Raw genomic sequence first — 20,177 nt, forward strand, 5'->3', positions numbered from 1 at the left:
TTATTCGCCTTTCAGCTTAAGCTTCTTGCCGTCAAAAACTTCGCCTTTATTGATCCAAACCTTCACGCCTATGGTGCCATAGGTGGTAAATGCCGTAACTCTGGCAAAATCAATATTGGCGCGCAAAGTATGCAGTGGCAATTTGCCTTTGAACAACCGTTCACTGCGGGCAATTTCCGCGCCGCCCAGTCTTCCCGCGCATTCTATCTTAACGCCCAAAGCCCCGGCTTCCATGACCTGCTCTATCGCGCCTTTCATGGCGCGGCGGAAGGCGATGCGCTTTTCGATCTGGTCCACGATATTCTGCGCCACAACCTGGGCCTGCAGATTCATGTCTTTGACTTCTTCAATATTGATCTTCATGTCCAATTTCTTCAGCTCCAGATTCTTCAGGATCTTTTTCTTCAGATCTTCAATGCCGGCCCCGCCTTTGCCGATGATCATGCCCGGCTTGGTGGTTTTCACTGTGACGATCAGGTTCTGGCCGAATCGCTCAATATCAATCCTGACCAAACCGGCGCGGCGCAATTCTTGCATCAGAAAAGCGCGGATCCGGGTATCCTGCTGGAGTTTCGCGGCAAAACCGGTCTTGGCCAGCCATTTGGATTTCCAAGTTTCGGTAATGTTCAGTCTTAAACTGTTGGCATTAACTTTCTGTCCCATATTATTCTCCGCTCTTTCTGTTAAATAACCGGCGCTTCAAAGACACTATATTCTGCTTGAGCTTTTCAGAAGGCCTCGGAGCCTGTTTGGCCTTGGTCTTTATAGCCTGTACTTCACCGGCTTTAGGCTGTTCTATCTGGCCTGTGTGCGGCTCTTTTACTTCCGGCGCTGCGGCCCTTGGCCTCAAAGAGAAAATTGACCGGGTTTGCTTGGATTTGGCCCGCTCGCGGGATTCCAAAACAACATTGATATGGCTGGTGCGCTTGCGCTCCACAAATGCCCGGCCCTGGGCTCTGGGTGCATAGCGTTTGAATACCGGGCCTTGGTCTATGGTCACGGCTTTTACGAATAAATTTTCTTTTTTCAGGTCAAAATTATGCACGGCATTGGCCACAGCTGAATTGATGGCTTTGGTCAGGGGCAAAGCGGCATTCTTGGAAGAAAACCGGAGCTGTTCTAAGGCCACATCCACAGGAGTCCTTCGGATAAGGTCCGCCACAAGTCGAAGCTTGCGCGGAGACACATGGATGTATCTGGCGAATGCTTTGACCTCTTTAACTTTTGATAAATCTTGTTTAGCCATAATTATTTCTTAGGAGCAGCAGCTGGTTCAGCTTTTGCAGCTTCCAATGACCGTTTTTTCCGCTTCCTGGGCCGCAATCGCCTCTTCTTTGGCCATGCGTCCGCCGTGTCTGACGAATTTGCGGCTTGGTGAAAACTCGCCTAATTTGTGCCCGACCATGTTTTCCGAACAATGCACGGTTATAAAATTCTTGCCGTTGTGAACAAGGAAAGTCAGGCCTACCATTTCGGGAAAAATAGTGGAGTCGCGCGACCAGGTCTTGATCTCAACTTTCTGCCCAGGCCGAACCTTCTGGATCTTCTCCAGAAGTTTAGGATCTATAAATGGTCCTTTTTTCAGTGATCGTGACATATATTAATTAGTAGATTTATTTGGATCAGGACCGCAAATGATATGTCCCGGGATACTCTGGGTTGTTCCGATCGGCACTTGTCCGGCAGGACATGGCCCGGGTGACGGGATCGGCGCTGGCGCTTCCGCACCAACTGGTGTTTGATCAGCAAGAGTAATTGTGGAAACAGCAATGGTTCCTTCTCCTTGCTGACAAGTGCTCATTTCTTGCAAAGTACCTTTAATATCCACCGCATCACCTGTTTTGAATCCGGCAAGATTGCCTGTCAAAGTGTATTGTTTGCCGTCATCGGTTTGGAACAATTGGCATTCAGCGCCACCTGCTATTAACTTCCCGCTGAAAGAAGTTCCATTGCCTGGCTGATTTCCAGGCCCAACAGGTGCCTGTTTGTTGCAAGCTGCGGCTATTAAAATAATAGCCGGGATCAGGATAATTAATTTTTTCAGCGATCGTGACATGTAATGCTTAATTTGGATTTAATTGTTCTTGTCAGGAGGACATGGCTTGCCCATGTTCGGATCACAAGGATTTAGGCCATTAAGGTTGTTCTGATTTGCTTGAGATTGAGTAAATTTGAAAGTGGAAATTATCTGTTTGAATTCAGCGATCTTATCATTATTTTTCCCGTCAAAAGTTATAAACCTTACTTCTATGGCAGCGCCGGTGCTGGACTGGAAAGTAACCTCATATGAGATCCCTCCTGTTGGAGAGGCTGTCACTACCGGGGATTCATAAGCCGTAATTCCATTTACTTTGGTCTTATTTGGTATGTTTGCGAAATTCTTGTTCAAAAGGAAATCCATCGTGGAATAAGCTGAAGAAAAAGCCGGAGCCTGGGTACTGCCAAACATGCTGACCACATTCTTTGAAACGCTGTAATTGGAAGGGTACATTATCTGAAATCCATATTGAGCGTTCGTATACGTCTGCCAATCAGCCATTGAAACCGTTGAAGGAGCCGGTTGTTGTGTTTGCTGATTTTGGGCAGGTTGAACAGCCGCTTGTTGGTTGCAGGCCGCGGCCACTAATATTATTGAAGCTGTAACTGCCAGGATCTTTTTCATATTATTTTTGTTTAATTTCTAATGTTTTAATTATATTGGTCATATCAATAAGCGCGGTGTTCAAACTTGCGCTGCCCTTCACGGGCAAACTGTTCACGTCCTTTGAATTATAAGCCATTGTCACTACCAAACCGGGAGGCTGATCATCTGTGTAATAATTGAAGTAGCCATTTCTGCTGTCCGTCAGATAAGAAAAATACCAAACAGTAGAACCATTGGTCGGAACATTACAGTAATCTTTTTTGTCAGCAGCGGCAACATACAGATCCGCTCGGGAATAGTCATCAAATGCCGGATTTTTTTCTGAAGTCCCGCAGGGAGGGCTTGGCTGTTCGGTCACAACAGCATCAGCGCTTGGCGCCCCCATGGCAATTTCCGCAAAACGACCTCCCTCAACACCGCTGGCTTGTGAAGCCTGAGTGTTAACATAAAGAATATAGTTTCCCTTGGTAATATTGACCGCTGCGGAATTTGAACCGGCCTGAGCGGCTGTCCATCCGGCAGGGATCGTGATTTTCATGAATTGATTTTCGTAAACCTGGCTCTGTGGCGGCGGAGGTGGAGTAGGCTGAACAGCCGCTTGTTTGTTGCAAGCCGCGGCAAGTAGCAAAATTCCGATTGTAGCTACAAAAATCTTTTTCATAAAATTATTTTTCCCGTCTCTTAACTATAAACTTATTAGATTTCTTTTTATCTCGTGTCTTTACGCCCAAAGCGTGTTTGCCCCACGGGGTTTTCGGGTATTTCAAACCGATAGGATTATGCCCTTCGCCCCCGCCGTGCGGGTGGTCTATCGGGTTCATGGCCTTGCCGCGGACCGAAGGCCGGACTCCCATGTGGCGGACTCTCCCTGCCTTGCCGATCCGCACATACATCCAGTCAGTGTTGGAAACCTGTCCGATCGTGGCGTACGATTTGACCGGTACTTTGCGAAGCTCGCTGGAAGGCAGTTTCAGAGTCGTGTAATCCGGCTCCTGGGCAGCGACGATTGCATATGTTCCGGCAGATCTGGCGAGCAAGCCTCCCTGCCCGCCCAAAATTTCCACATTATGGACATTAGTGCCGAGGGGGATGTGTTTGAGCATCATGCGGTTTCCCGGCTTGATCTCCGCGCGTTCGGAAGTCACCAGAACTTCGCCCATCTTTACTCCGTCAGGTGCGAGAATGTACCGTCTTTCGCCGTCGCGGTAAGCCAAAAGGGAAATGAACGCCGAACGGCCCGGATCGTATTCCAAAGTTTTGACGATTGCCGGAATATCCATCTTGTCGCGCTTAAAATCTATCAGGCGGTTTATCTGCTTATGCCCGCCGCCCTGGTGGCGGATAGTGATCTTACCCTGGTTGTTGCGACCCGCGGTGCGGGCGGCTGATCGCATCAAAGATTTCACGGGTTTGGAATTTTTGGTCAAAACCGAATAATCCGTCACGGAATGGATGCGGCGGCCGGGTGAAGTTGGTTTGTAAATCTTGATAGCCATATTATACTCCTTCGGATAATCCTGCTATCCGTTCTCCGCTCTTTAAAGTAACTATTGCTTTCTTCCAATCCTGGGTTCTTCCCACTGACTTGCCTTGGCGGCGGTTCTTGCCGGAAACATTTATCATATTGACCGCAGAGACATGCACGTCATATACAGCCTCAACCGCTTTTTTGACCTCTATCTTATTGGCGGTCTTGGCTACTTTGAAAACATATCGGCCGATGGAGGAAAACTGGTTGGTTTTTTCCGACAAATGATAACGATGCAGAATATGATGCGCACGACCCGTGTTTTCTTTCAAAACAGTCGGCGTTGAATCGGTCTTTCCTGCAACAGGTTCTTTGACCAAATCCAAAACATTGTCCTCTTTCGGGGCTTTCTTGCTGCCTTGTTTGCTTTTAAATCTGTCTAAGAGCGCCATATCATTAAACTTTTAAATACGTTTTCTCAATAATTGGCAACGCATCTTTCAAAACCAATACATCATGCTTCAAAAGATCCAAAACATTCAGCCGATCGGCGTATAGGACTTTCACATTTTCCAGATTTCGCGCAGCCCGTTCCAGGTCTTTATTATGCGTGGCCAGAACCAGCAAATATTTCTTGCCGAACTCGGCTTTGCCGGCAACAACCGCCAGTTTTGCCGCCAGTTCTTTCGATTTGGCGGTATTATCAAAACTTTCCACGATAACTAACTTATGCTCATTGACCTTGTCGGTCAAAACGCTGAACATTGCTTTTCTTTGGGCTGACTTGTTCATTTTCAAGGACCAATTGCGGGCGCTGGTCGGGCCAAAAGTGACTCCGCCGTGCCGCCAAATAGGCGAACGGACCGAGCCGGCTCTGGCGCGTCCGGTGCCTTTTTGCTTCCACGGCTTTTTGCCGGAACCGGCTACCTCGCCGCGGTTTTTCGTATGGGCGATCGACCGGCGGGCGTTATTTCTCTGCGTTCGCACAGCCGAGTGGACCAGATTACCGTCAATTTTTTCAATGCCAAAGATCTTCGGATTCAGGTCCAGTTCCGTTACTTTTTCGCCTGTTTGGTTGTAGACTGATGTTTTTGCCATATTAGTTCCTAATCAAATTAGGGCAATCAGTAAACACACCGTCTATCTGAAATTCTTTAAGCTTTTCAAATCTTTCCCGGTCATTTACTGTCCAGATGAAGATCTTTTTATTCAGCTTTTTCAGATACTCGATCGTGATCCTGTTGCAAAAAAACGATTTTGGATGAATGGAATAAAGCTGCAGAGTGCGGTCCAGCTTCGGAATGAGCGGAAGAAGAAAAAAATTCTCTCCCAGTATCAGCCCGAGTTTGATATTTTCATCCAAACTTCTGATCTTCTTCAGTATCGACGGATACTTGGAGGAAACCAGAACTTCAGAGGAAAAATTCTTAAGCAATTCTACGAGCTGGGTTTCAAAACCCGTCTCTTTAACTTCCAGGTTCAGCGCAACCTTCGCGACCCGAAGCAGTTCTTCCAAGGTTGCCGGCTGGTTGTGTTTGTTCAAAAAATTATGGCACAGAACGATCTGGCCGTCGGAATTGAGGCGCAAGTCGGTTTCAAGCATGTCCACTCCCAGCTCCTGCGCTTTTTGAAAAGAACGGATAGTATTCTCAGGTTCCAGGCTTGGCGCTCCTCTGTGTCCTATTATTAGCATAAATATTGAATTTTGATTTTAGTTTTTAACCTGTCGCGCATGATCGTCAACGTTGTTACTAACTCTGCGTCTGGATCCTGACTATACCGCCGTTTGCGCCCGGAACCGCTCCTTTCACTGCTATCAGATTTCTCTTGAGGTCCACATCCACGACTTCCAGATTGATGACTGTCCGCACGCCGCCCATGCGTCCGGCCATATGCAAACCTTTTCTGACATGCTGGGGAAACCTGCCGCCGATGGCGCCCACGGCTCTCGGATGGTCATGGCCGTGGGAAGCCGGCGCGCCTTTGAACCTGTAACGCTTGATCGGTCCTGCAAATCCCCGGCCTTTCATTTCTGCCGTAACTTTCACCTTGTCGCCGACGGCAAACGCGTCAACTTTTATCTCCTGGCCTTTTTCAAAACTGTCTTTTTCGGAAATTCTGAATTCCGCCAAAGTTTTAAATGCGCCCGCCTCTTTGCCGTGCCCTAGTTCTGCTTTGTTTGCGTTCTTCTTCTTGCCAAACCCAACCTGCACGGCCTGGTATTTGTCTTTATCCAAGGTTTTGACCTGCACGACTTTGACCGGTCCTGCCAAAAGAATGGTTACGGGCACGACCTTGCCGTCTTTCGTGAACATCTGCGACATATTCAGTTTTTCAGCGAGAATGAATTTGGACATAAATTTGGCTTAAAGAAAAACCATTCAGATCCCAGAAAGCTTCAGAAACCTGAATGGTTCTTCTTCGTTGGCGATTTCCGGGAGGATCTATCCAACATACACTATTATAATTTTTTACATTTTGATCTCTATATCCACTCCTGCCGGCAAATTCAGATTACTTAATGCATCAATTGTTTTCGGCGTAGGAGAAGCAATATCTATCAGGCGCTTATGAATGCGCATCTCAAACTGCTCGCGGGCATTCTTATGCACGAAGGTCGAGCGGTTCACGGTATACTTTGTCTTTTCAGTCGGAAGCGGAACAGGCCCGATGACCGCAGCGCCTGTTCGCTTGGCAGTTTCTACGATCTGCTTCGCGGACTGGTCTATCAGCTTATGGTCATAAGCCCGGATCTTGATCCTTATTCTGCCTTTATTCTCGTCAGTATCTTGCGCCATCTGGTTTGTAAATATTACTTAACGCTCTTGTTAAAATACACATTTTCGAAGGGTTTGTCAACACCGGAAGGGATGTTATTTGGTAAATTTAACACTGGCCAGAATATAGTTTAATATTTGATCGTTCGTGGAATTTTTAAATCTGTTATCATAAGAAATCGCCAAGTAATTGTTAGCTGAAAAAGGAATCGAGATAAGTTGTTCCTTCGCGTCCGAAATACTGGTCGCTTGCTTGCCGCCGACGGTCAATTGCGTAGGGTTCCCTAATTTGCTTAAATTTCCCGTACCATTACCAACACTAAGCGAAAATATACAAACCGCCGAGGCCAAATTCTGCGGGTCAAAACAAGATTTTGATTCACTGACCAGCTTTAATCCCGAAACAAAAAGTGGGGATGGCTGCATAATTTCCATTTGTAAGCTTGTCGGATACTTGAACTCAAATCCATATTGCGCATTGGTATAAGTTTTCCAACCTGCTGTCGGGTCAGTTGTGGGGGCAGGGGCTGGTGCAGGAGTTTGAGTTACCGGCTGCGGGGCGGGAGCGGGCTGAACAGCCGCCTGATTGTTGCAAGCCGCGGCGAGGAGCAAAACTGCTGATGTAATTACTAGAATCTTCTTCATAACTTCCAACCTAACCAAAGGACTACTTGGGGTTTCCTCAAGTAGTCCTTTATTTTTTACTTTGTGATCTTGAGCACTACGCCGGCTCCTACGGTGTGTCCGCCTTCGCGGATGGCGAAACGCATCTTCTCTTCCATGGCCACGGGTGTGATCAATTTAATTTTTAAGGTAACGGTGTCGCCCGGCATGACCATTTCCTGCCCTGCTGGCAGTTCAACTTCTCCGGTCACGTCAGTGGTTCGGATATAAAATTGGGGTTTGTAGCCTTTGAAGAAAGGAGTATGACGGCCGCCTTCTTCCTTGGTCAGAATGTAGACTTCAGCGTCAAATTCAGTGTGAGGGGTCACAGAACCCGGCTTGGCCAAAACTTGTCCGCGTTCAACATCTTCTTTCTTGGTGCCGCGGAGCAAAACCCCGGCATTGTCGCCGGCCCGGCCTTCTTCCAATTGCTTGTTGAACATTTCAATACCGGTCACAACCGTCTTTGTGGTCGGGCGGATGCCGACGATCTCAATTTCTTCGCCGATCTTGACTATGCCGCGTTCAATTCTTCCTGTGACCACAGTGCCGCGTCCTTCAATTGAAAAAATATCTTCTATCGGCATCAGATATGGCTTGTCGGTTTCTCGCACCGGTTCAGGGATATAAGTGTCCAATGCTTCTACCAATTTCAGAATTGAAGGCTCGCCGATCTCTGACTGGTCGCCTTCCAACGCTTTGAGCGCGGAACCGCGGATGATAGGAGTATCTTTTCCCGGAAAGCCGTATTTGGTCAAAAGGTCGCGAATTTCTTCTTCCACCAGATCAAGCAATTCCTTGTCATCCACCATATCCACTTTGTTCATATAAACCACGATGTAAGGAACGCCAACCTGCTTGGCAAGCAAAATATGTTCGCGGGTCTGAGGCATGGGACCGTCAGTTGCTGACACGACCAAGATCGCGCCGTCCATCTGGGCTGCACCCGTGATCATATTCTTGATGTAATCTGCGTGTCCCGGACAGTCCACGTGCGCATAGTGGCGCTTGTCTGATTCGTATTCAACGTGCGTGGTGTTGATGGTTATACCGCGCGCCTTTTCTTCCGGTGATTTATCAATATCATCATACGCGCGGGCCTTAGCCTTGCCGGTTTTGGCCAGCACGTTGGTGATTGCCGCAGTCAATGTAGTCTTGCCATGGTCAACGTGGCCAATGGTGCCGATGTTGATATGCGGTTTGGAACGGTCAAATTTCTCTGCCATACAAAATAGCCTTATTTTATTAAGGTTTAAGCGCTTATCATTCTGATCCTAAGCCAAGGATCTTTCGACCATGACACTTGGCCAAGTTCAGGATGAGGGCTCAAAACCTATATTTAATTATAGTCACTTGGAGATTATATAGGATTTGGAGGGCCTTAGCAAGTCCTCCAACCCTTGTGGATAAATACCCTAAATGATATGCTAGGAAACCATAAGGAGGACGTTTGTGATTGATCCTACTGAGGAGACCATCCTGGCGATCACCGTATATTTGAAAAGACAACGCGCTATCTTTGAAACAATGAGCCAAGGCCTGGATGAAAATGCAAACCTATTCAAGGAAACCCTTGCCCAGATAGATGAGGCCATCGCCCATCTGCAGGCTGGCGCTTTTTCTCGGACAATCAGTCTATTAGAGGAACAACGTCACATTACCTCGAAGATAAATTTAAACACGATCGAAAAAGATGAGGTCAACAGAGTAGTGTTTAAACTGCTGGACGAATGGCTCAGAGTTCTTAAAAAACAGATCCAGTCATAAGCTAAGTTTCTGGAATAATCGGGTCAAAAAGGAGGGCTTAATTGCCCAAGAACATACGACCGCGGGTGAACCGGCTGGCCCGAAACAAGCAAGACGACAAACTTAGCTTTGTGATCAAAGAGGTCGAAGAATATGTGAGAGCCAGGATCAAGTTGCATACAAAGGCAGCTCGGCGAAAAGGCGATAAGCTCTTGGCTCAAATTTTTCTGGTCCAAGACAAAAATGCCCTGAAATATTTGAACACGGGGCATCTGCCGAAAGTAGTTCAATTCCTGGCCGACGAACAGGAACTGTGCCGGGAGTTGGCCAAGAGCGCCCGCGAGGTAATGAAAGAGTTGCCGCGAGCCCAGCTCCTGGTACAAATCCGTGAGGCCCAGATCGAAGCTGAAATGGTCGGTCAGTGGATCAAGGTTCTTTCCAAACAACAGCGATGATCTGCCAAGATCAGCTGCCCCGCCCGCCCAAGCTAAATGCTGCTGCGGGTTCTTTTTTTATACAAAAAAATGATATACTGGAGGCCAAACAAGGAGGAGGATGTGAAATACATGATAGGACTCTTCCGAAGACTGCGTGCTTTGATGCCCGGCAGAAAAGACTGGTATCTAGGAACTTGGGGGCCTGATGTTTGCAAAGGTACGTGGAACTTTGACAACGGACGAGCCGTAATATTCGAACTTACTCCGCTCATATCCGTGGCTCGCTACCATACCCAAAGGGAAGCCGAGGATATAGCGTTGTATCTCAATCAGGTAAATTTTTGCATTGTGCGGCCGGACAAAAGCATCTACGACGCGCCTGTGAGGATGCTGACCCTTTCGCCTGAAAACGACAGGTGGAACAAAATGGCTCTGGGCATCGCAGACAAGAAAACGCACGCTTGGCCGTTTGATTCCATCATAGGAGGACCGAATGAAGATCGAGCTCAACCTTTCGATAAGGGTGACGCAACAAATCCAAACGCTTCCTCTGATCAGGCGGTTTAGGAAAAAGATCGAGATCGACCTGCCCGAGGGAGCCACGGTCGCGGATGTGAAGCTCGGACCAAACAACGAGATCCGCGTCTCAATAAATGCCGATGGGATTGTCAACGAAGCCAGTTTCTGGAAGCTGGATCTTGATTGGCAACCGAACGGTCTGGCTTACACCAAGCAGATGGCACGGCCTATTGATCCGGAAGCCTGGCGCGCGGCCGTGGACTAATGATTATCCGGAGGAGACATGAACAGACTGACCCGCTCAGAACGCTCAATCGGTCTGCGGCAGGCTCAACAGTCGAACCCGGAGCATTTCGCCGCCAAGTTCGAACTCGAACAGAACTATCGCAAAAAAGTCAGGAACGGTAAGCTGGTTCTGCTTGCGATCGTTGTTGTGGTTGTCTGGTGGCCTGATATCTTCAGATCAATAAGCCGGATCATGCACATGGTCGCTCGCAACTGACGACCTGCCGCGAGGAGGAAAACTCCGTGTACTACCCGTCCCGATTCGACCGCTTCATCGTGCGCTTGGCCTACTGGGCCGGATGGCTCACTGATGTGGACAAAGAACTGGTGCAAGCCTTTCTGAACTCGCCCAGACACCCGCCCAAACTCACGCCAAAGTGAATTTGGGTCTTTTTTTTGCTCATGACTTTGCTGCTGAGCATTATCTGGAACAAAAAACCGCCTTTCGGCGGTTTTAAAATTTTAAGTTTACTTACCTACCTGCCCGACTCTTATCTTTCCTGCTTCGCCGATGATCTTTTCTGACACGTGCTTCGGCACTTCTTCGTATTTGAGAAATTCCATGGTATAAGAAGCCTGGCCCTGCGACATGGACCTGATCTGCGTGGCGTAGCCGAACATTTCGGCCAATGGCACTTCCGCATCCACGACTTTGATGTTGCCGCGCTCGGTCATTTCCAGGATCTTGCCCCGCTTGGCGTTGAGGTCTCCGATGACATCGCCCAAAGATGATTCCGGGGTCAGCACTTCCACTTTCATAATAGGTTCCAAAAGAATTGGCTGGGCTTTTTTCACGGCATCCTGGAAAGCCATGGAGCCGGCGATCTTGAAAGCTATTTCGGATGAGTCAACTTCATGGTAGCTTCCATCGTAGAGAGTGGTTTTTACATTCAGCACCGGGAAACCCGCGATGACGCCGCGGTCTTCCGCTTCTTCTATTCCTTTTTCCACCGGCTTGATGTATTCCTTGGGGATCGTTCCGCCTACGACCTCGTTAACAAACTCGTTGCCTTTTGTCGGGTCATCCTGAGGCTCAATGCGGATGTAAACATGCCCGTATTGGCCGCGGCCGCCGGTCTGTCGGATGTATTTGCCTTCCGCTTCGGATTTTCCTTTGATAGTTTCTTTGTATGCGACCTGGGGACGGCCGACATTGGCTTCAACTTTAAATTCCCGCTTCATGCGGTCCACAATGATTTCCAGATGCAGTTCGCCCATGCCGGAGATCAGGGTCTGATTGGTTTCTTCATCTGAGCGGATCCTGAAGGTCGGGTCTTCCTCGGCCAGTTTCTGCATGGCCAGGCCCATTTTCTCCTGGTCCTGCTTGGTCTTAGGTTCAATAGCCACCGAAATGACCGGTTCAGGGAATTTGATGCGCTCCAGTAAAATCGGATGATCGGCATCGCAAAGTGTATCGCCTGTGAATGTGTCTTTCGGCCCCACTAAGGCTGCGATGTCGCCGGAAAAAACTTCTTTCACTTCTTCGCGCGAATCGGCATGCAGGCGGACCAGTCGGCCCACGCGTTCTTTGTTGCCTGACCGGGCATTGAGAATATACGAGCCGGTCTGCAGGGTCCCGGTGTAAACGCGGAAGAATGCCAATTTTCCCACGAACGGGTCAGTGGCTATTTTAAATGCCAAAGCTACGAACTTGTCCGAATCTTTCGGGGTCAATAAAATCTCTTCTTTGGTCTTCAGATTCGTGGCTTTGATCGGCGGCTTGTCCAGAGGAGACGGCAGATAATTCACCACGGCATCCAAAATACTGGTTACTATCAACCCGCGGCCATCACCGCCCAGAACCGGATAGAATTTTCCGGTCAAAGTGCTAAGCCTTATCGCTCTTACTAATTCTTCATCGCTGATCTCGGTTCCCGCCAGATACTTTTCCATCAAGGCATCGTCCGCCTCCACAACTTTTTCCATAAGTTTCAAACGATATTCTTTGCACTTGGCCAGCATGTCAGCAGGCACTTCGCCTTCCACAAAACCTTTGTCTTTAAAATCTGTATAAGTATAAGACTTCATTTTTACCAGATCCACGATACCGACGATGTCTTTTTCAAAACCGATCGGCAGCTGGATAGGATATGCGTTCGGGGACAGCCGCTTATGGATCGCATCCAAGGATTTATAAAAATCTCCGCCGGTTTGGTTGATCTTGTTTATAAAACACATGCGGGGCACCGAATATTTATCTGCCTGGCGCCACACAGTTTCGGATTGCGGTTCCACTCCCATTTTCCCGTCAAACACCACGACCGCGCCGTCCAGCACACGCAAAGAACGCTCCACTTCCACCGTAAAGTCTACGTGGCCCGGAGTATCAATGATATTTATGCGGTGCGTATCTTCGGCCTTGCCGCCACTATGCAAACTTGGAGACCAAAAAGCCGTAGTGGCTGCAGCCGTGATCGTAATGCCGCGCTCGCGCTCCTGTTCCATCCAGTCCATGGCTGTGTTGCCTTCGTGCACTTCGCCTATCTTGTGGATCTTTCCCGTGTAAAACAAAATCGCCTCGGTAGTGGTGGTCTTACCGGCGTCAATGTGGGCAATTATCCCGATATTGCGTGTCTGTTCTAATGAATACTCACGTGGCATTTATTTACCTTCGTTGGAATCTTGCAAAATGAGCGAAGGCTTTGTTCGCTTCCGCCATCTTATGCACGTCTTCGCGCTTTTTGATGGCTGCGCCCTGCTTGTTGTAGGCTTCCATCAATTCCGTGGCCAGTTTTTCGGCCATGGGCTTTCCTTTTTTGGCGCGGGCCGCATCAATCACCCATTTCATGCCGAGCGTGGTTTTGCGCGGCTCCTGCACTTCCATCGGCACCTGATAATTGGCTCCGCCGATGCGGCGGCCCTTGACTTCAACCATCGGCGACACGTTGCGGATAGCCTGCTCAAAAACAGTTTTCGGATCCGCCTTCATATCAGTTTCAATTTTATCCATCGCGCCGTAAACCACTTTTGAAGCCACGGTCTTTTTGCCGCGGGTCATGACATAGTTAATGAACTTCGCGATCTTCACGCTATTGTATTTGTTATCCGCCGTGACCGGATGTTTTTTATAGCTTCTTGCTTTCCTAGGCATACTATTCGGTCCTCTTCGCTCCGTACTTTGACCGGCCTTGCTTGCGGCCTTCCACTCCGGAGGCATCCAGTTTTCCGCGGACAATGTGATATCGAACGCCTGGTAAATCCTTCACGCGGCCGCCGCGGATCATGACCACTGAGTGCTCCTGCAAATTATGGCCGATACCCGGGATATAGGCCGTGACTTCCATGCCGTTTGATAATCTAACGCGCGCGATCTTCCGCAAAGCCGAGTTTGGCTTTTTCGGCGTGGTGGTGGTGACTTTGATGCAAACTCCGCGCTTAAAAGGCGAACCCTTTGGCAAAGAATAAGGACTCCCTTGGAGCAGGTTAAAGCCGCGGTCCAGGGCCGGGGTTTTGGATTTATAAACTGATTTGGTTCGTCCTTTCCGGACAAGTTGATTTACTGTAGGCATGTCGTCGCAATTGGTCGAACCTTCGCAATTTTGCTTTGCAAAATATGCTACGGTCGACGTATTGCTCCTCTCGAAAAAATTGTTCTCGACGCTTCGCGTCTGCGACTCAATTTTTTCGTAATATTAATTTAGTTAAATTCGGCAAATTAAAACGGCTCATTAGCCGTTGTTGCAACTCAAAACAACGAATTTAATTACTGGCAAATCCTAACAAGTTTTTGAAGGTGTGTCAACAAATAAAGCAAAAAATCTGGCAATTGACAAACTAAACATTTTATGCTAAAATAATAAGTTGGCAATACTGTCAACCTGTGATGTGCACAGCGATGTGTGCTTAGAGGAGAACAGTGTGGCGAAACCAAGTAAGAAAAAGGTCTGGACGAATCGAGAGATCTTTGAAGCCGCTCAATTCAAGGCTCTCAAAGTTCTAGATAAATCGCGCCGGCAAAAACTGAGGCCCGATCCGATCGACGATGAGCCTCAACTGAGTCTCGGCCTCGGTATCCATCTCAAGCGTTAGGAGAATGATGGCTGCCAAACGGATCGAGAACTACAAACTTGGGAACATAGCGAACTTCGACAGATTGAAAAACACAGGCATTATCACACCCGAGATTGACGGTTGCAAACTGCAGTTCAGTTTCGAGAGTATCGCCCAACCGAGATTTGAAAACGGCATCATCGTCTGCCGTGGTCTAGTGCAGCCGATAAATCACAGGCGACCCAGGATCGGAGAGCAGATTCTCTATCTGACATCAGGCAATCGGCGCCCGGAGGTCATATCCTGGATAACCCTCACCGACGTCGGCAAGCTTGTCTGGCAAGAGGGGGCAACATCATAGTATAACGTTCGCAGAAATTGGCAAGATCGCCTGGGAGAAGTCTTGCGGACAATACAACATGGCAACTCGCAATAACGAGTAGCTGACAGGAGGATGAACGAAAACTACAAAGGCGAGTTTGCATTAATGCAAACTCGCCTATTCTTTTTGTTCGAAAATTTGCGGCATTGACGGGAACGAAAAAAAATGATAGAAAAAATGCATTGTTCTCATCTAGCCATTTTCAACTGACCAAGGGGGGAAAATGTCAGGGCAACCGAAACTTGCGGACGGCATTGAGCATGGCAAAGTGAAATTCTTCACCAGCACCGGAGGCAGGAACTTCGGGTTCATCACACGCATCGGCAAACCTGATCTCCACTTCCATCACGACTTAGGTACTGCTTGGACATGCGTTAACGGCGAATTCTGTTTCGCAGGCAGGCACTGCAATCTGCCGAGCAGATTTGCCAAGCAGCATGACGATATCTATTTTATCGAAGGCCGGACCAAGAAAGGCCCGACCGCCGCTCCCTGGGCCCTTGGCGAGGACCTCGATCGGTTGATCAAAGCGCGAAGCAGAAACACGGTCACCAACACCGGCACAGAGGCCATCCGTCGGCCGCGCGAGCCCGTGACCTCAGAAGACCGTTTCGAAACCGGCGACGACTTTGTCGATCGGATCGATCGAATAGAAGGTCGCAGAGCCACGGACAGGATGTTGTCGCGAATGCTTCACGATGATGACTGAATCGGCAACGATTTGGAAGATAAAAAACAAAGGCGCCCGGTCATAAAAGACCCGGACGCCTCTTCTTTTTGCCATTGACTTATAGCTCCAATAAGTCTAGAATTATCTCCTCACAACAGGAGGATGAAATGTACAAGGCTGGTACGATCACGCTTGTCGCGCCAAGCCTTGGAACGGCTTTGGCAGTCAATGGCGGAGAAAAATGGCTTGTTCAGCAGAACCGCAGAGGTCAGTTTATACAAGGACTGGAACAACCCGAACTGACTGAATCTTCGGCGGAAACTAGGCAACGTCTGCCGATACGGTCTGAGGTCATTTATTTCATTGAGGATGAGAATGACCCTGCTGCGGTAAAGCTGTGGGCCACAAAACAGGACTACCTGGACATAGAAGAAATCATTCGGCAGCGAAAAGAATCAGACCAGCAGAAAGAAGAAATGGCGTCTCGGCCCAAGATCCGTGTCATGGAGCAACTCATCGAGCGAGGTATCCTGATCGGTGAGGCGAAACCGGTCATAAACGAAATATTCCTTGATGACTTTCTCAGGCAATATTCGATCATCAGACGCCACGATACGTTCGCTACATCAGGCGATTTTTATCAAACCCGCAAACGCTGGTTTGAACAACTAACGCCGGAAGGCTGGGTTCAAACTCCGGACCCGCGCCGGAAGTTATAACACGGCGAGTTTGCGCAGCGCGCTAGCTCGCCTCTTTTTTATTAAAAACCCAGCGGCGCGTTGGGACCCAGCAAAAATTTCAGGAAAAAAACCAGCGGCGGCAGAACTATGCTTTGCAAAACACCTGTATACAGCAATATGGCCAAAACCGCGAACAGCCAAATGCCAAACCGCTCCAAGGATAAAATAGCGTACATCCATGCTTCATTAAAATAACCTAAAATGCTCGCTAAAACTTTGGAACCGTCCAGAGGCGGAACCGGGATGAGATTAAAAAAACAAAGCACTAAATTCAAGCTCACGGTTTCTATCAGCAGATCTTGCCCCATTGCGGAAATATTCGGCACCAGCCTGAAAACTGCGGCCGCCAAAATTGCCAGCAAAAAATTCGTAGCTACGCCCGCAATTGCGACCAAAAACATATCACGCTTAAGATTTTTGAAATTCCTGTAATCCACCGGCACCGGCTTGGCCGCACCGAACACGAACATACCGTGAGTGGCCCAAAACAAAAATAGAGGCAGTAAAATTGAGCCGAACGGATCTATGTGCGGTATGGGATTAAGGGTCAGCCGTCCTGCTTCACGCGCAGTCGGGTCCCCCAGTTTTTCCGCCACCAAACCATGCGCGACTTCATGAAAGATCACGGAGAACAGCAAGATCAAAATAAATATGATGATCGAGATCGGGTCCATATGACTTGATAAATTCCTTTTATTATGCTAACCTTAACCAGTGCTTATTCATCATAAGCATTATTTATTTCTTTAACAAGTGGAGCATTTTATGGCAAGAGTTTGCGAAATTTGCGGCAAAGGCTATCTCGCCACGTTTACGCGGTCCCATTCCATGCGCAAGACCAAGGTCCGGCTCTATCCCAATCTCCAACGGTTGACCTTGGATCACGGCAAGAGGGTCAAGGCTTGTACCAAATGTATCAAGACGCACAACCGTAAAATGGTGGCAGTCGCCGTATAAAAAATCCCCGTCAAATGACCGGGGATTTTTTGTTTAGCTTAATTGCGAGGTGCAGTTCGGGCAGCGTGTGGCTTTCAGTGCTATCGGCGTGATACAGAACGGACATTCTTTCGTATTCGGGACGTCTTTAGGTACACGGCTCAAACGGTTGAACTGCTTGATCACCAAAAATACGGCAAATGCCACAATGAAAAAATTTATAAGCGCATTCAGGAAAGATCCGAAAGCCAATGAATGGTGAAAAAATACCAATTTTAAATTGGCAAAATAAATATGCCCGGTGAATATACTTATGATCGGATTGATGATATCGGTAACCAAAGAGTTGACCACTTGGCCAAAAGCCGCCCCGATCACTACGCCGACCGCCAGTTCTAAGGCGCTGCCTCTGATTGCGAATTCCTTAAATTCTTTCCACATATACCCTATCTTACACTGTTCGGGCTTCGGCTTCAACCGCTTTTTTATCCGGCAGATTTTCGTTCACAATTGTCAGTTTCGTGATCGCAAACAGCAAAATTGCCCCGCCATAAATTTGCATCCCAGATAAAGTAGCACCAAGGAATTTCCAGTTCACGATCACGGCCGCGAACGGAAAAGCCAGCTCGCAAAGCGTCGCTACTGAGGCTTTGGTTGAGCGCAGGCCGTAATAATAGATCATAAGCGAAATAAACCCTGCGACAATGGCGGTGATAAACACGAATCCCCAATCTTTTTTTGTGGTCAAGGCCAGCTCCGGCAAAGCATGATAATAAATTTCAAGAAAGAAAAGAAAAACCAAGGCTGAGAGAAACCGAAGCCCGGTCATAACTTGAAAACTGACTTTATTCAGCACAAACCTCCCGAACACGGTTGACCCGCCCCAGAAAAACGCGGCTCCCAAAGCCAGCAGCACTCCTAAGGTATTGGAGTTCCAGGTAAAACCCGTCGGCCGCAGGTCAGGAAATGAAATAATGTAGGCGCCAAAAATCGCCACAACGGCCCAAAGCCAAAAATTCTTGGACAAATTTTCTTTCAAGATCCAGGCGGCCAGACCGATCGCGATCAAGGGCTGGAGTTTTTGCAATAAAATCGCGACAGTAGGGTTCAAATAGTGGAAGCTTTGCGTAAACAAAACTGTGGCCAGGGCGGAACCGCCAAAACCGATGAAAATAACTGACAGCCATTCGCGCCATGTCAGATTTTTTAATTCATGCAAGCGAGGCAATAAGATCGCTATTGCCAGAACTGCGATCATGATGTGTTCCATCAAAACGATCGTGGTCGATGACAGCTGAGTCGTTAAATATTTGCGGAACGGCGCGTCCACTGCCCACAAAATCGCCGCAAAGGTCACGAACCAAGGCCCAAATTTGTCGTTTTTCATAAAAATAAAACCCTGTTCTTTCAGGGCAAACGCAAAAAACCTGCCTTCTTTCATCCGGACTTTACCGTCGCCTCTGGAATTGCACCAGATCAGCCCAGTTCCAGTTCTTCAAACTGGGGCTGGGGTCGCGGGGTTTACCGCCGGTGGGGACTTACACCCCGCCCTGAAGGATATTAATTGCTTGAATTATAACTTTTGAAAAACTCTCTTGCAAGCTGCTCATCCTGCTTCATTTGTTCGATCAGCGCTTGTTCGGATTCAAATTTTTGATTCTCACGCAGTTTTTTTATTGTCTCTACCTCAATTTTTTGGTTATAAAGGTCATCTGAAAAATCTAAAATATAAATTTCCGCTTTTCGGTCAGTCTCGCCAAAGGTTTGAGCCGCACCAATAAAAACCAAAGCCGGTTTGCTGTTTGCCAGCCCGATATAAAGTCCGTCTGGCAGATCTTTCGGAACGTCAAGATTTGCCGTTGCAAATCCCAGATCTTTTCCGCGCCCTGCTCCTTTTTTTACAATTCCCGAAAACTTCATCTGCTCTTTTTTCTGATTATTGAGCTCTTAAATACCTCGGGTCGAAAGGGTTTGAGTCTTATTACTTTGGTCTTCAACCCTCGCTTCTGCAATTCTTTGGGCAGATTTCCAACAAAAGACCCTTGGTCATAACCAAGCGCAATTAAGTCAGGTTTTTCTTTTTTGATGTGCGGCCACGGGTCTTTGGTGCCGCCCAAAACGACTCTGTTTGCAAGCTTCAGTTGTTTGACATGCTGAGCGCGTTTTTTTTCGTCAAAAACAGGGGACTTCTCTTTGATTCTTTTCACATTCAAATCTCTGGCAACGGAAACTATCAAAAACGTCCCCAATTTTTTTGCCTGCTTAATAAAACTAATATGCCCCGGATGCAGCAGATCAAAAACTCCGAATACCATGACTTTCTTCATGACCAAATCATAGCGAATTTTGGGAAAAAAAAGAAGACTTTGATTATATCTAACATAAAGACTATAATAGACTAGCTAAAAAATTATCGGGGTGTAGTATACCGGTAGTACGCGCCCATGGGGTGGGTGTAGACCGGGTCCAATTCCCGGCACCCCGACCAAGAAAAAATCTCAACGTCTGTTGGGATTTTTTCTATAATAGACAAATATAAAAAAGAAGCCCGAAGATTGCTCTTCAGGCTATATGGTGGCACGAATTTCCGCGATTGTGCGGATAGGCGGACAAACTTTCTCCTGCTCATCGGCGCGGCGCTGCTGGGGTACTGGACGATCATCTGTTCGGCGAGTTTGCTCAGACATGGCTCTCTGTCCTTTATGTTGCGGAGCGGGCTGTGATCCGGAAGATTTTGACTAGTTCGTTGCGGCGTCCGTACCGGAAGCTTTGTTCCGTGTAGATACAAAGTTCCGGCGGAAAGCAAGTCGCATACACGCTTCTCTCCTCTGCCCGGATCAATGCCTCGTTCTCTGATACGGCAAGTTTGTACCCTGTATAGTCCCTTCCGAGACCGATTAGTTCGCGCATGTCCTTCTCC

General features: G+C 48.1%; 32 protein-coding genes and 1 riboswitch. Of the genes, 9 read left to right on the forward strand and 23 right to left on the reverse strand.

All coding sequences use genetic code 11. From position 1 onward, the window contains the following. The 14 genes from rpsC to tuf all read right to left on the reverse strand — a co-directional run bounded on the left by rpsC (position 1) and on the right by tuf (position 8,778). The gene (rpsC, locus tag WDN47_02040; protein ID MEJ0021344.1) at positions 1-663 is read right to left on the reverse strand and encodes a 30S ribosomal protein S3; all 663 of its coding nucleotides are present in this window, start codon (positions 661-663) and stop codon (positions 1-3) included. 1 nt (position 664) lies between these two features. Further along, entirely contained in the window at positions 665-1,246 is a 582-nt protein-coding gene (gene rplV / locus WDN47_02045; GenBank protein ID MEJ0021345.1) for a 50S ribosomal protein L22, read from the reverse strand. A gap of 27 nt (positions 1,247-1,273) precedes the next feature. Beyond that, the gene (gene rpsS, locus WDN47_02050; GenBank protein ID MEJ0021346.1) at positions 1,274-1,597 is read right to left on the reverse strand and encodes a 30S ribosomal protein S19; all 324 of its coding nucleotides are present in this window, start codon (positions 1,595-1,597) and stop codon (positions 1,274-1,276) included. A 3-nt stretch (positions 1,598-1,600) separates the two neighbouring features. Then, the gene (locus tag WDN47_02055) at positions 1,601-2,056 is read right to left on the reverse strand and encodes a DUF5818 domain-containing protein (GenBank protein MEJ0021347.1); all 456 of its coding nucleotides are present in this window, start codon (positions 2,054-2,056) and stop codon (positions 1,601-1,603) included. Positions 2,057-2,074: 18 nt separating this feature from the next. Then, complete coding sequence (locus WDN47_02060) at positions 2,075-2,662, reverse strand: hypothetical protein (GenBank protein MEJ0021348.1); 588 nt, start codon at positions 2,660-2,662, stop codon at positions 2,075-2,077. Position 2,663: 1 nt separating this feature from the next. Continuing rightward, the gene (locus WDN47_02065; GenBank protein MEJ0021349.1) at positions 2,664-3,305 is read right to left on the reverse strand and encodes a hypothetical protein; all 642 of its coding nucleotides are present in this window, start codon (positions 3,303-3,305) and stop codon (positions 2,664-2,666) included. A gap of 4 nt (positions 3,306-3,309) precedes the next feature. Then, a complete protein-coding gene (gene rplB, locus WDN47_02070) occupies positions 3,310-4,140 on the reverse strand; it encodes a 50S ribosomal protein L2 (protein ID MEJ0021350.1) in 831 nt (276 codons plus the stop codon). Between the two features lies 1 nt (position 4,141). Further along, positions 4,142-4,564 carry a 50S ribosomal protein L23 gene (gene rplW / locus WDN47_02075; GenBank protein MEJ0021351.1) on the reverse strand — a complete coding sequence of 141 codons (423 nt, stop codon included), beginning with the start codon at positions 4,562-4,564 and terminating at the stop codon, positions 4,142-4,144. 4 nt (positions 4,565-4,568) lie between these two features. After that, on the reverse strand, positions 4,569-5,210 hold the full coding sequence (gene rplD / locus WDN47_02080; GenBank protein ID MEJ0021352.1) for a 50S ribosomal protein L4: 642 nt from the start codon (positions 5,208-5,210) through the stop codon (positions 4,569-4,571). Between the two features lies 1 nt (position 5,211). Further along, positions 5,212-5,805 (reverse strand): glycerophosphodiester phosphodiesterase, encoded by a 594-nt coding sequence (locus WDN47_02085; GenBank protein ID MEJ0021353.1) that lies wholly within the window; start codon positions 5,803-5,805, stop codon positions 5,212-5,214. Between the two features lie 58 nt (positions 5,806-5,863). Continuing rightward, positions 5,864-6,469, reverse strand: coding sequence for a 50S ribosomal protein L3 (gene rplC / locus WDN47_02090; GenBank protein MEJ0021354.1), 606 nt, complete (start codon positions 6,467-6,469; stop codon positions 5,864-5,866). Between the two features lie 114 nt (positions 6,470-6,583). After that, complete coding sequence (gene rpsJ, locus WDN47_02095; protein MEJ0021355.1) at positions 6,584-6,910, reverse strand: 30S ribosomal protein S10; 327 nt, start codon at positions 6,908-6,910, stop codon at positions 6,584-6,586. 75 nt (positions 6,911-6,985) lie between these two features. Next, on the reverse strand, positions 6,986-7,534 hold the full coding sequence (locus tag WDN47_02100) for a hypothetical protein (GenBank protein ID MEJ0021356.1): 549 nt from the start codon (positions 7,532-7,534) through the stop codon (positions 6,986-6,988). Between the two features lie 56 nt (positions 7,535-7,590). Next, positions 7,591-8,778 (reverse strand): elongation factor Tu, encoded by a 1,188-nt coding sequence (gene tuf, locus WDN47_02105; protein MEJ0021357.1) that lies wholly within the window; start codon positions 8,776-8,778, stop codon positions 7,591-7,593. Positions 8,779-9,004: 226 nt separating this feature from the next. Here tuf and WDN47_02110 point away from each other — a divergent pair, with 226 nt between their 5' ends. The 4 genes from WDN47_02110 (at position 9,005) to WDN47_02125 (ending at position 10,756) form a co-directional block, all read left to right on the forward strand. Further along, positions 9,005-9,319, forward strand: coding sequence for a hypothetical protein (locus WDN47_02110; GenBank protein MEJ0021358.1), 315 nt, complete (start codon positions 9,005-9,007; stop codon positions 9,317-9,319). A 41-nt stretch (positions 9,320-9,360) separates the two neighbouring features. Continuing rightward, the gene (locus tag WDN47_02115; GenBank protein MEJ0021359.1) at positions 9,361-9,753 is read left to right on the forward strand and encodes a hypothetical protein; all 393 of its coding nucleotides are present in this window, start codon (positions 9,361-9,363) and stop codon (positions 9,751-9,753) included. Between the two features lie 475 nt (positions 9,754-10,228). Beyond that, positions 10,229-10,519, forward strand: coding sequence for a hypothetical protein (locus WDN47_02120; GenBank protein MEJ0021360.1), 291 nt, complete (start codon positions 10,229-10,231; stop codon positions 10,517-10,519). An 18-nt stretch (positions 10,520-10,537) separates the two neighbouring features. Then, positions 10,538-10,756, forward strand: a complete 219-nt coding sequence (locus WDN47_02125) for a hypothetical protein (GenBank protein MEJ0021361.1) — start codon at positions 10,538-10,540, stop codon at positions 10,754-10,756. Between the two features lie 251 nt (positions 10,757-11,007). On the opposite strand, the gene fusA is transcribed toward WDN47_02125, so the two are convergent. Genes fusA through rpsL form a run of 3 tightly spaced genes read right to left on the reverse strand, consistent with a single transcriptional unit; the run spans position 11,008 to position 14,048 of the window. After that, positions 11,008-13,140 carry an elongation factor G gene (gene fusA, locus WDN47_02130; protein MEJ0021362.1) on the reverse strand — a complete coding sequence of 711 codons (2,133 nt, stop codon included), beginning with the start codon at positions 13,138-13,140 and terminating at the stop codon, positions 11,008-11,010. A gap of 4 nt (positions 13,141-13,144) precedes the next feature. Next, the gene (gene rpsG / locus WDN47_02135; GenBank protein MEJ0021363.1) at positions 13,145-13,630 is read right to left on the reverse strand and encodes a 30S ribosomal protein S7; all 486 of its coding nucleotides are present in this window, start codon (positions 13,628-13,630) and stop codon (positions 13,145-13,147) included. A gap of 1 nt (position 13,631) precedes the next feature. Next, positions 13,632-14,048: a 30S ribosomal protein S12 gene (gene rpsL, locus WDN47_02140; protein MEJ0021364.1), complete on the reverse strand. Its 417-nt coding sequence runs from the start codon at positions 14,046-14,048 to the stop codon at positions 13,632-13,634. Positions 14,049-14,397: 349 nt separating this feature from the next. Between rpsL and WDN47_02145 the strand changes: the two genes are divergently transcribed. The 4 genes from WDN47_02145 (at position 14,398) to WDN47_02160 (ending at position 16,300) form a co-directional block, all read left to right on the forward strand. Then, positions 14,398-14,568, forward strand: a complete 171-nt coding sequence (locus WDN47_02145) for a hypothetical protein (protein MEJ0021365.1) — start codon at positions 14,398-14,400, stop codon at positions 14,566-14,568. A 7-nt stretch (positions 14,569-14,575) separates the two neighbouring features. Further along, positions 14,576-14,890 (forward strand): hypothetical protein, encoded by a 315-nt coding sequence (locus WDN47_02150; GenBank protein MEJ0021366.1) that lies wholly within the window; start codon positions 14,576-14,578, stop codon positions 14,888-14,890. A 244-nt stretch (positions 14,891-15,134) separates the two neighbouring features. After that, positions 15,135-15,620 carry a hypothetical protein gene (locus tag WDN47_02155; GenBank protein MEJ0021367.1) on the forward strand — a complete coding sequence of 162 codons (486 nt, stop codon included), beginning with the start codon at positions 15,135-15,137 and terminating at the stop codon, positions 15,618-15,620. 128 nt (positions 15,621-15,748) lie between these two features. Next, positions 15,749-16,300: a hypothetical protein gene (locus WDN47_02160; protein ID MEJ0021368.1), complete on the forward strand. Its 552-nt coding sequence runs from the start codon at positions 15,749-15,751 to the stop codon at positions 16,298-16,300. A 41-nt stretch (positions 16,301-16,341) separates the two neighbouring features. Here WDN47_02160 and WDN47_02165 read toward each other — a convergent pair whose 3' ends face one another. Beyond that, positions 16,342-16,995: a site-2 protease family protein gene (locus WDN47_02165; GenBank protein MEJ0021369.1), complete on the reverse strand. Its 654-nt coding sequence runs from the start codon at positions 16,993-16,995 to the stop codon at positions 16,342-16,344. Between the two features lie 91 nt (positions 16,996-17,086). Here WDN47_02165 and rpmB point away from each other — a divergent pair, with 91 nt between their 5' ends. Continuing rightward, positions 17,087-17,278: a 50S ribosomal protein L28 gene (rpmB, locus tag WDN47_02170; GenBank protein MEJ0021370.1), complete on the forward strand. Its 192-nt coding sequence runs from the start codon at positions 17,087-17,089 to the stop codon at positions 17,276-17,278. A gap of 33 nt (positions 17,279-17,311) precedes the next feature. Here the strand turns inward: rpmB and mscL are convergent, their stop codons facing one another. The 5 genes from mscL to WDN47_02195 all read right to left on the reverse strand — a co-directional run bounded on the left by mscL (position 17,312) and on the right by WDN47_02195 (position 20,167). Beyond that, the gene (gene mscL, locus WDN47_02175; protein ID MEJ0021371.1) at positions 17,312-17,698 is read right to left on the reverse strand and encodes a large conductance mechanosensitive channel protein MscL; all 387 of its coding nucleotides are present in this window, start codon (positions 17,696-17,698) and stop codon (positions 17,312-17,314) included. Between the two features lie 10 nt (positions 17,699-17,708). Continuing rightward, positions 17,709-18,698, reverse strand: coding sequence for a DMT family transporter (locus WDN47_02180; protein MEJ0021372.1), 990 nt, complete (start codon positions 18,696-18,698; stop codon positions 17,709-17,711). Next, positions 18,683-18,819: riboswitch (FMN riboswitch) on the reverse strand. It overlaps the preceding gene by 16 nt. Continuing rightward, positions 18,818-19,177 carry a riboflavin kinase gene (locus WDN47_02185; protein ID MEJ0021373.1) on the reverse strand — a complete coding sequence of 120 codons (360 nt, stop codon included), beginning with the start codon at positions 19,175-19,177 and terminating at the stop codon, positions 18,818-18,820. It overlaps the preceding riboswitch by 2 nt. Beyond that, complete coding sequence (locus tag WDN47_02190) at positions 19,174-19,584, reverse strand: adenylyltransferase/cytidyltransferase family protein (GenBank protein ID MEJ0021374.1); 411 nt, start codon at positions 19,582-19,584, stop codon at positions 19,174-19,176. The genes WDN47_02185 and WDN47_02190 overlap by 4 nt, the downstream gene beginning before the upstream one ends. A gap of 373 nt (positions 19,585-19,957) precedes the next feature. Further along, the gene (locus tag WDN47_02195; GenBank protein ID MEJ0021375.1) at positions 19,958-20,167 is read right to left on the reverse strand and encodes a hypothetical protein; all 210 of its coding nucleotides are present in this window, start codon (positions 20,165-20,167) and stop codon (positions 19,958-19,960) included. Positions 20,168-20,177 lie beyond the last annotated feature (10 nt).

This window comes from Candidatus Doudnabacteria bacterium, assembly GCA_037200925.1.
In the GTDB taxonomy this organism is placed as follows: Bacteria; Patescibacteriota; Doudnabacteria; order UBA920; family O2-02-FULL-48-8; genus JBDTSL01.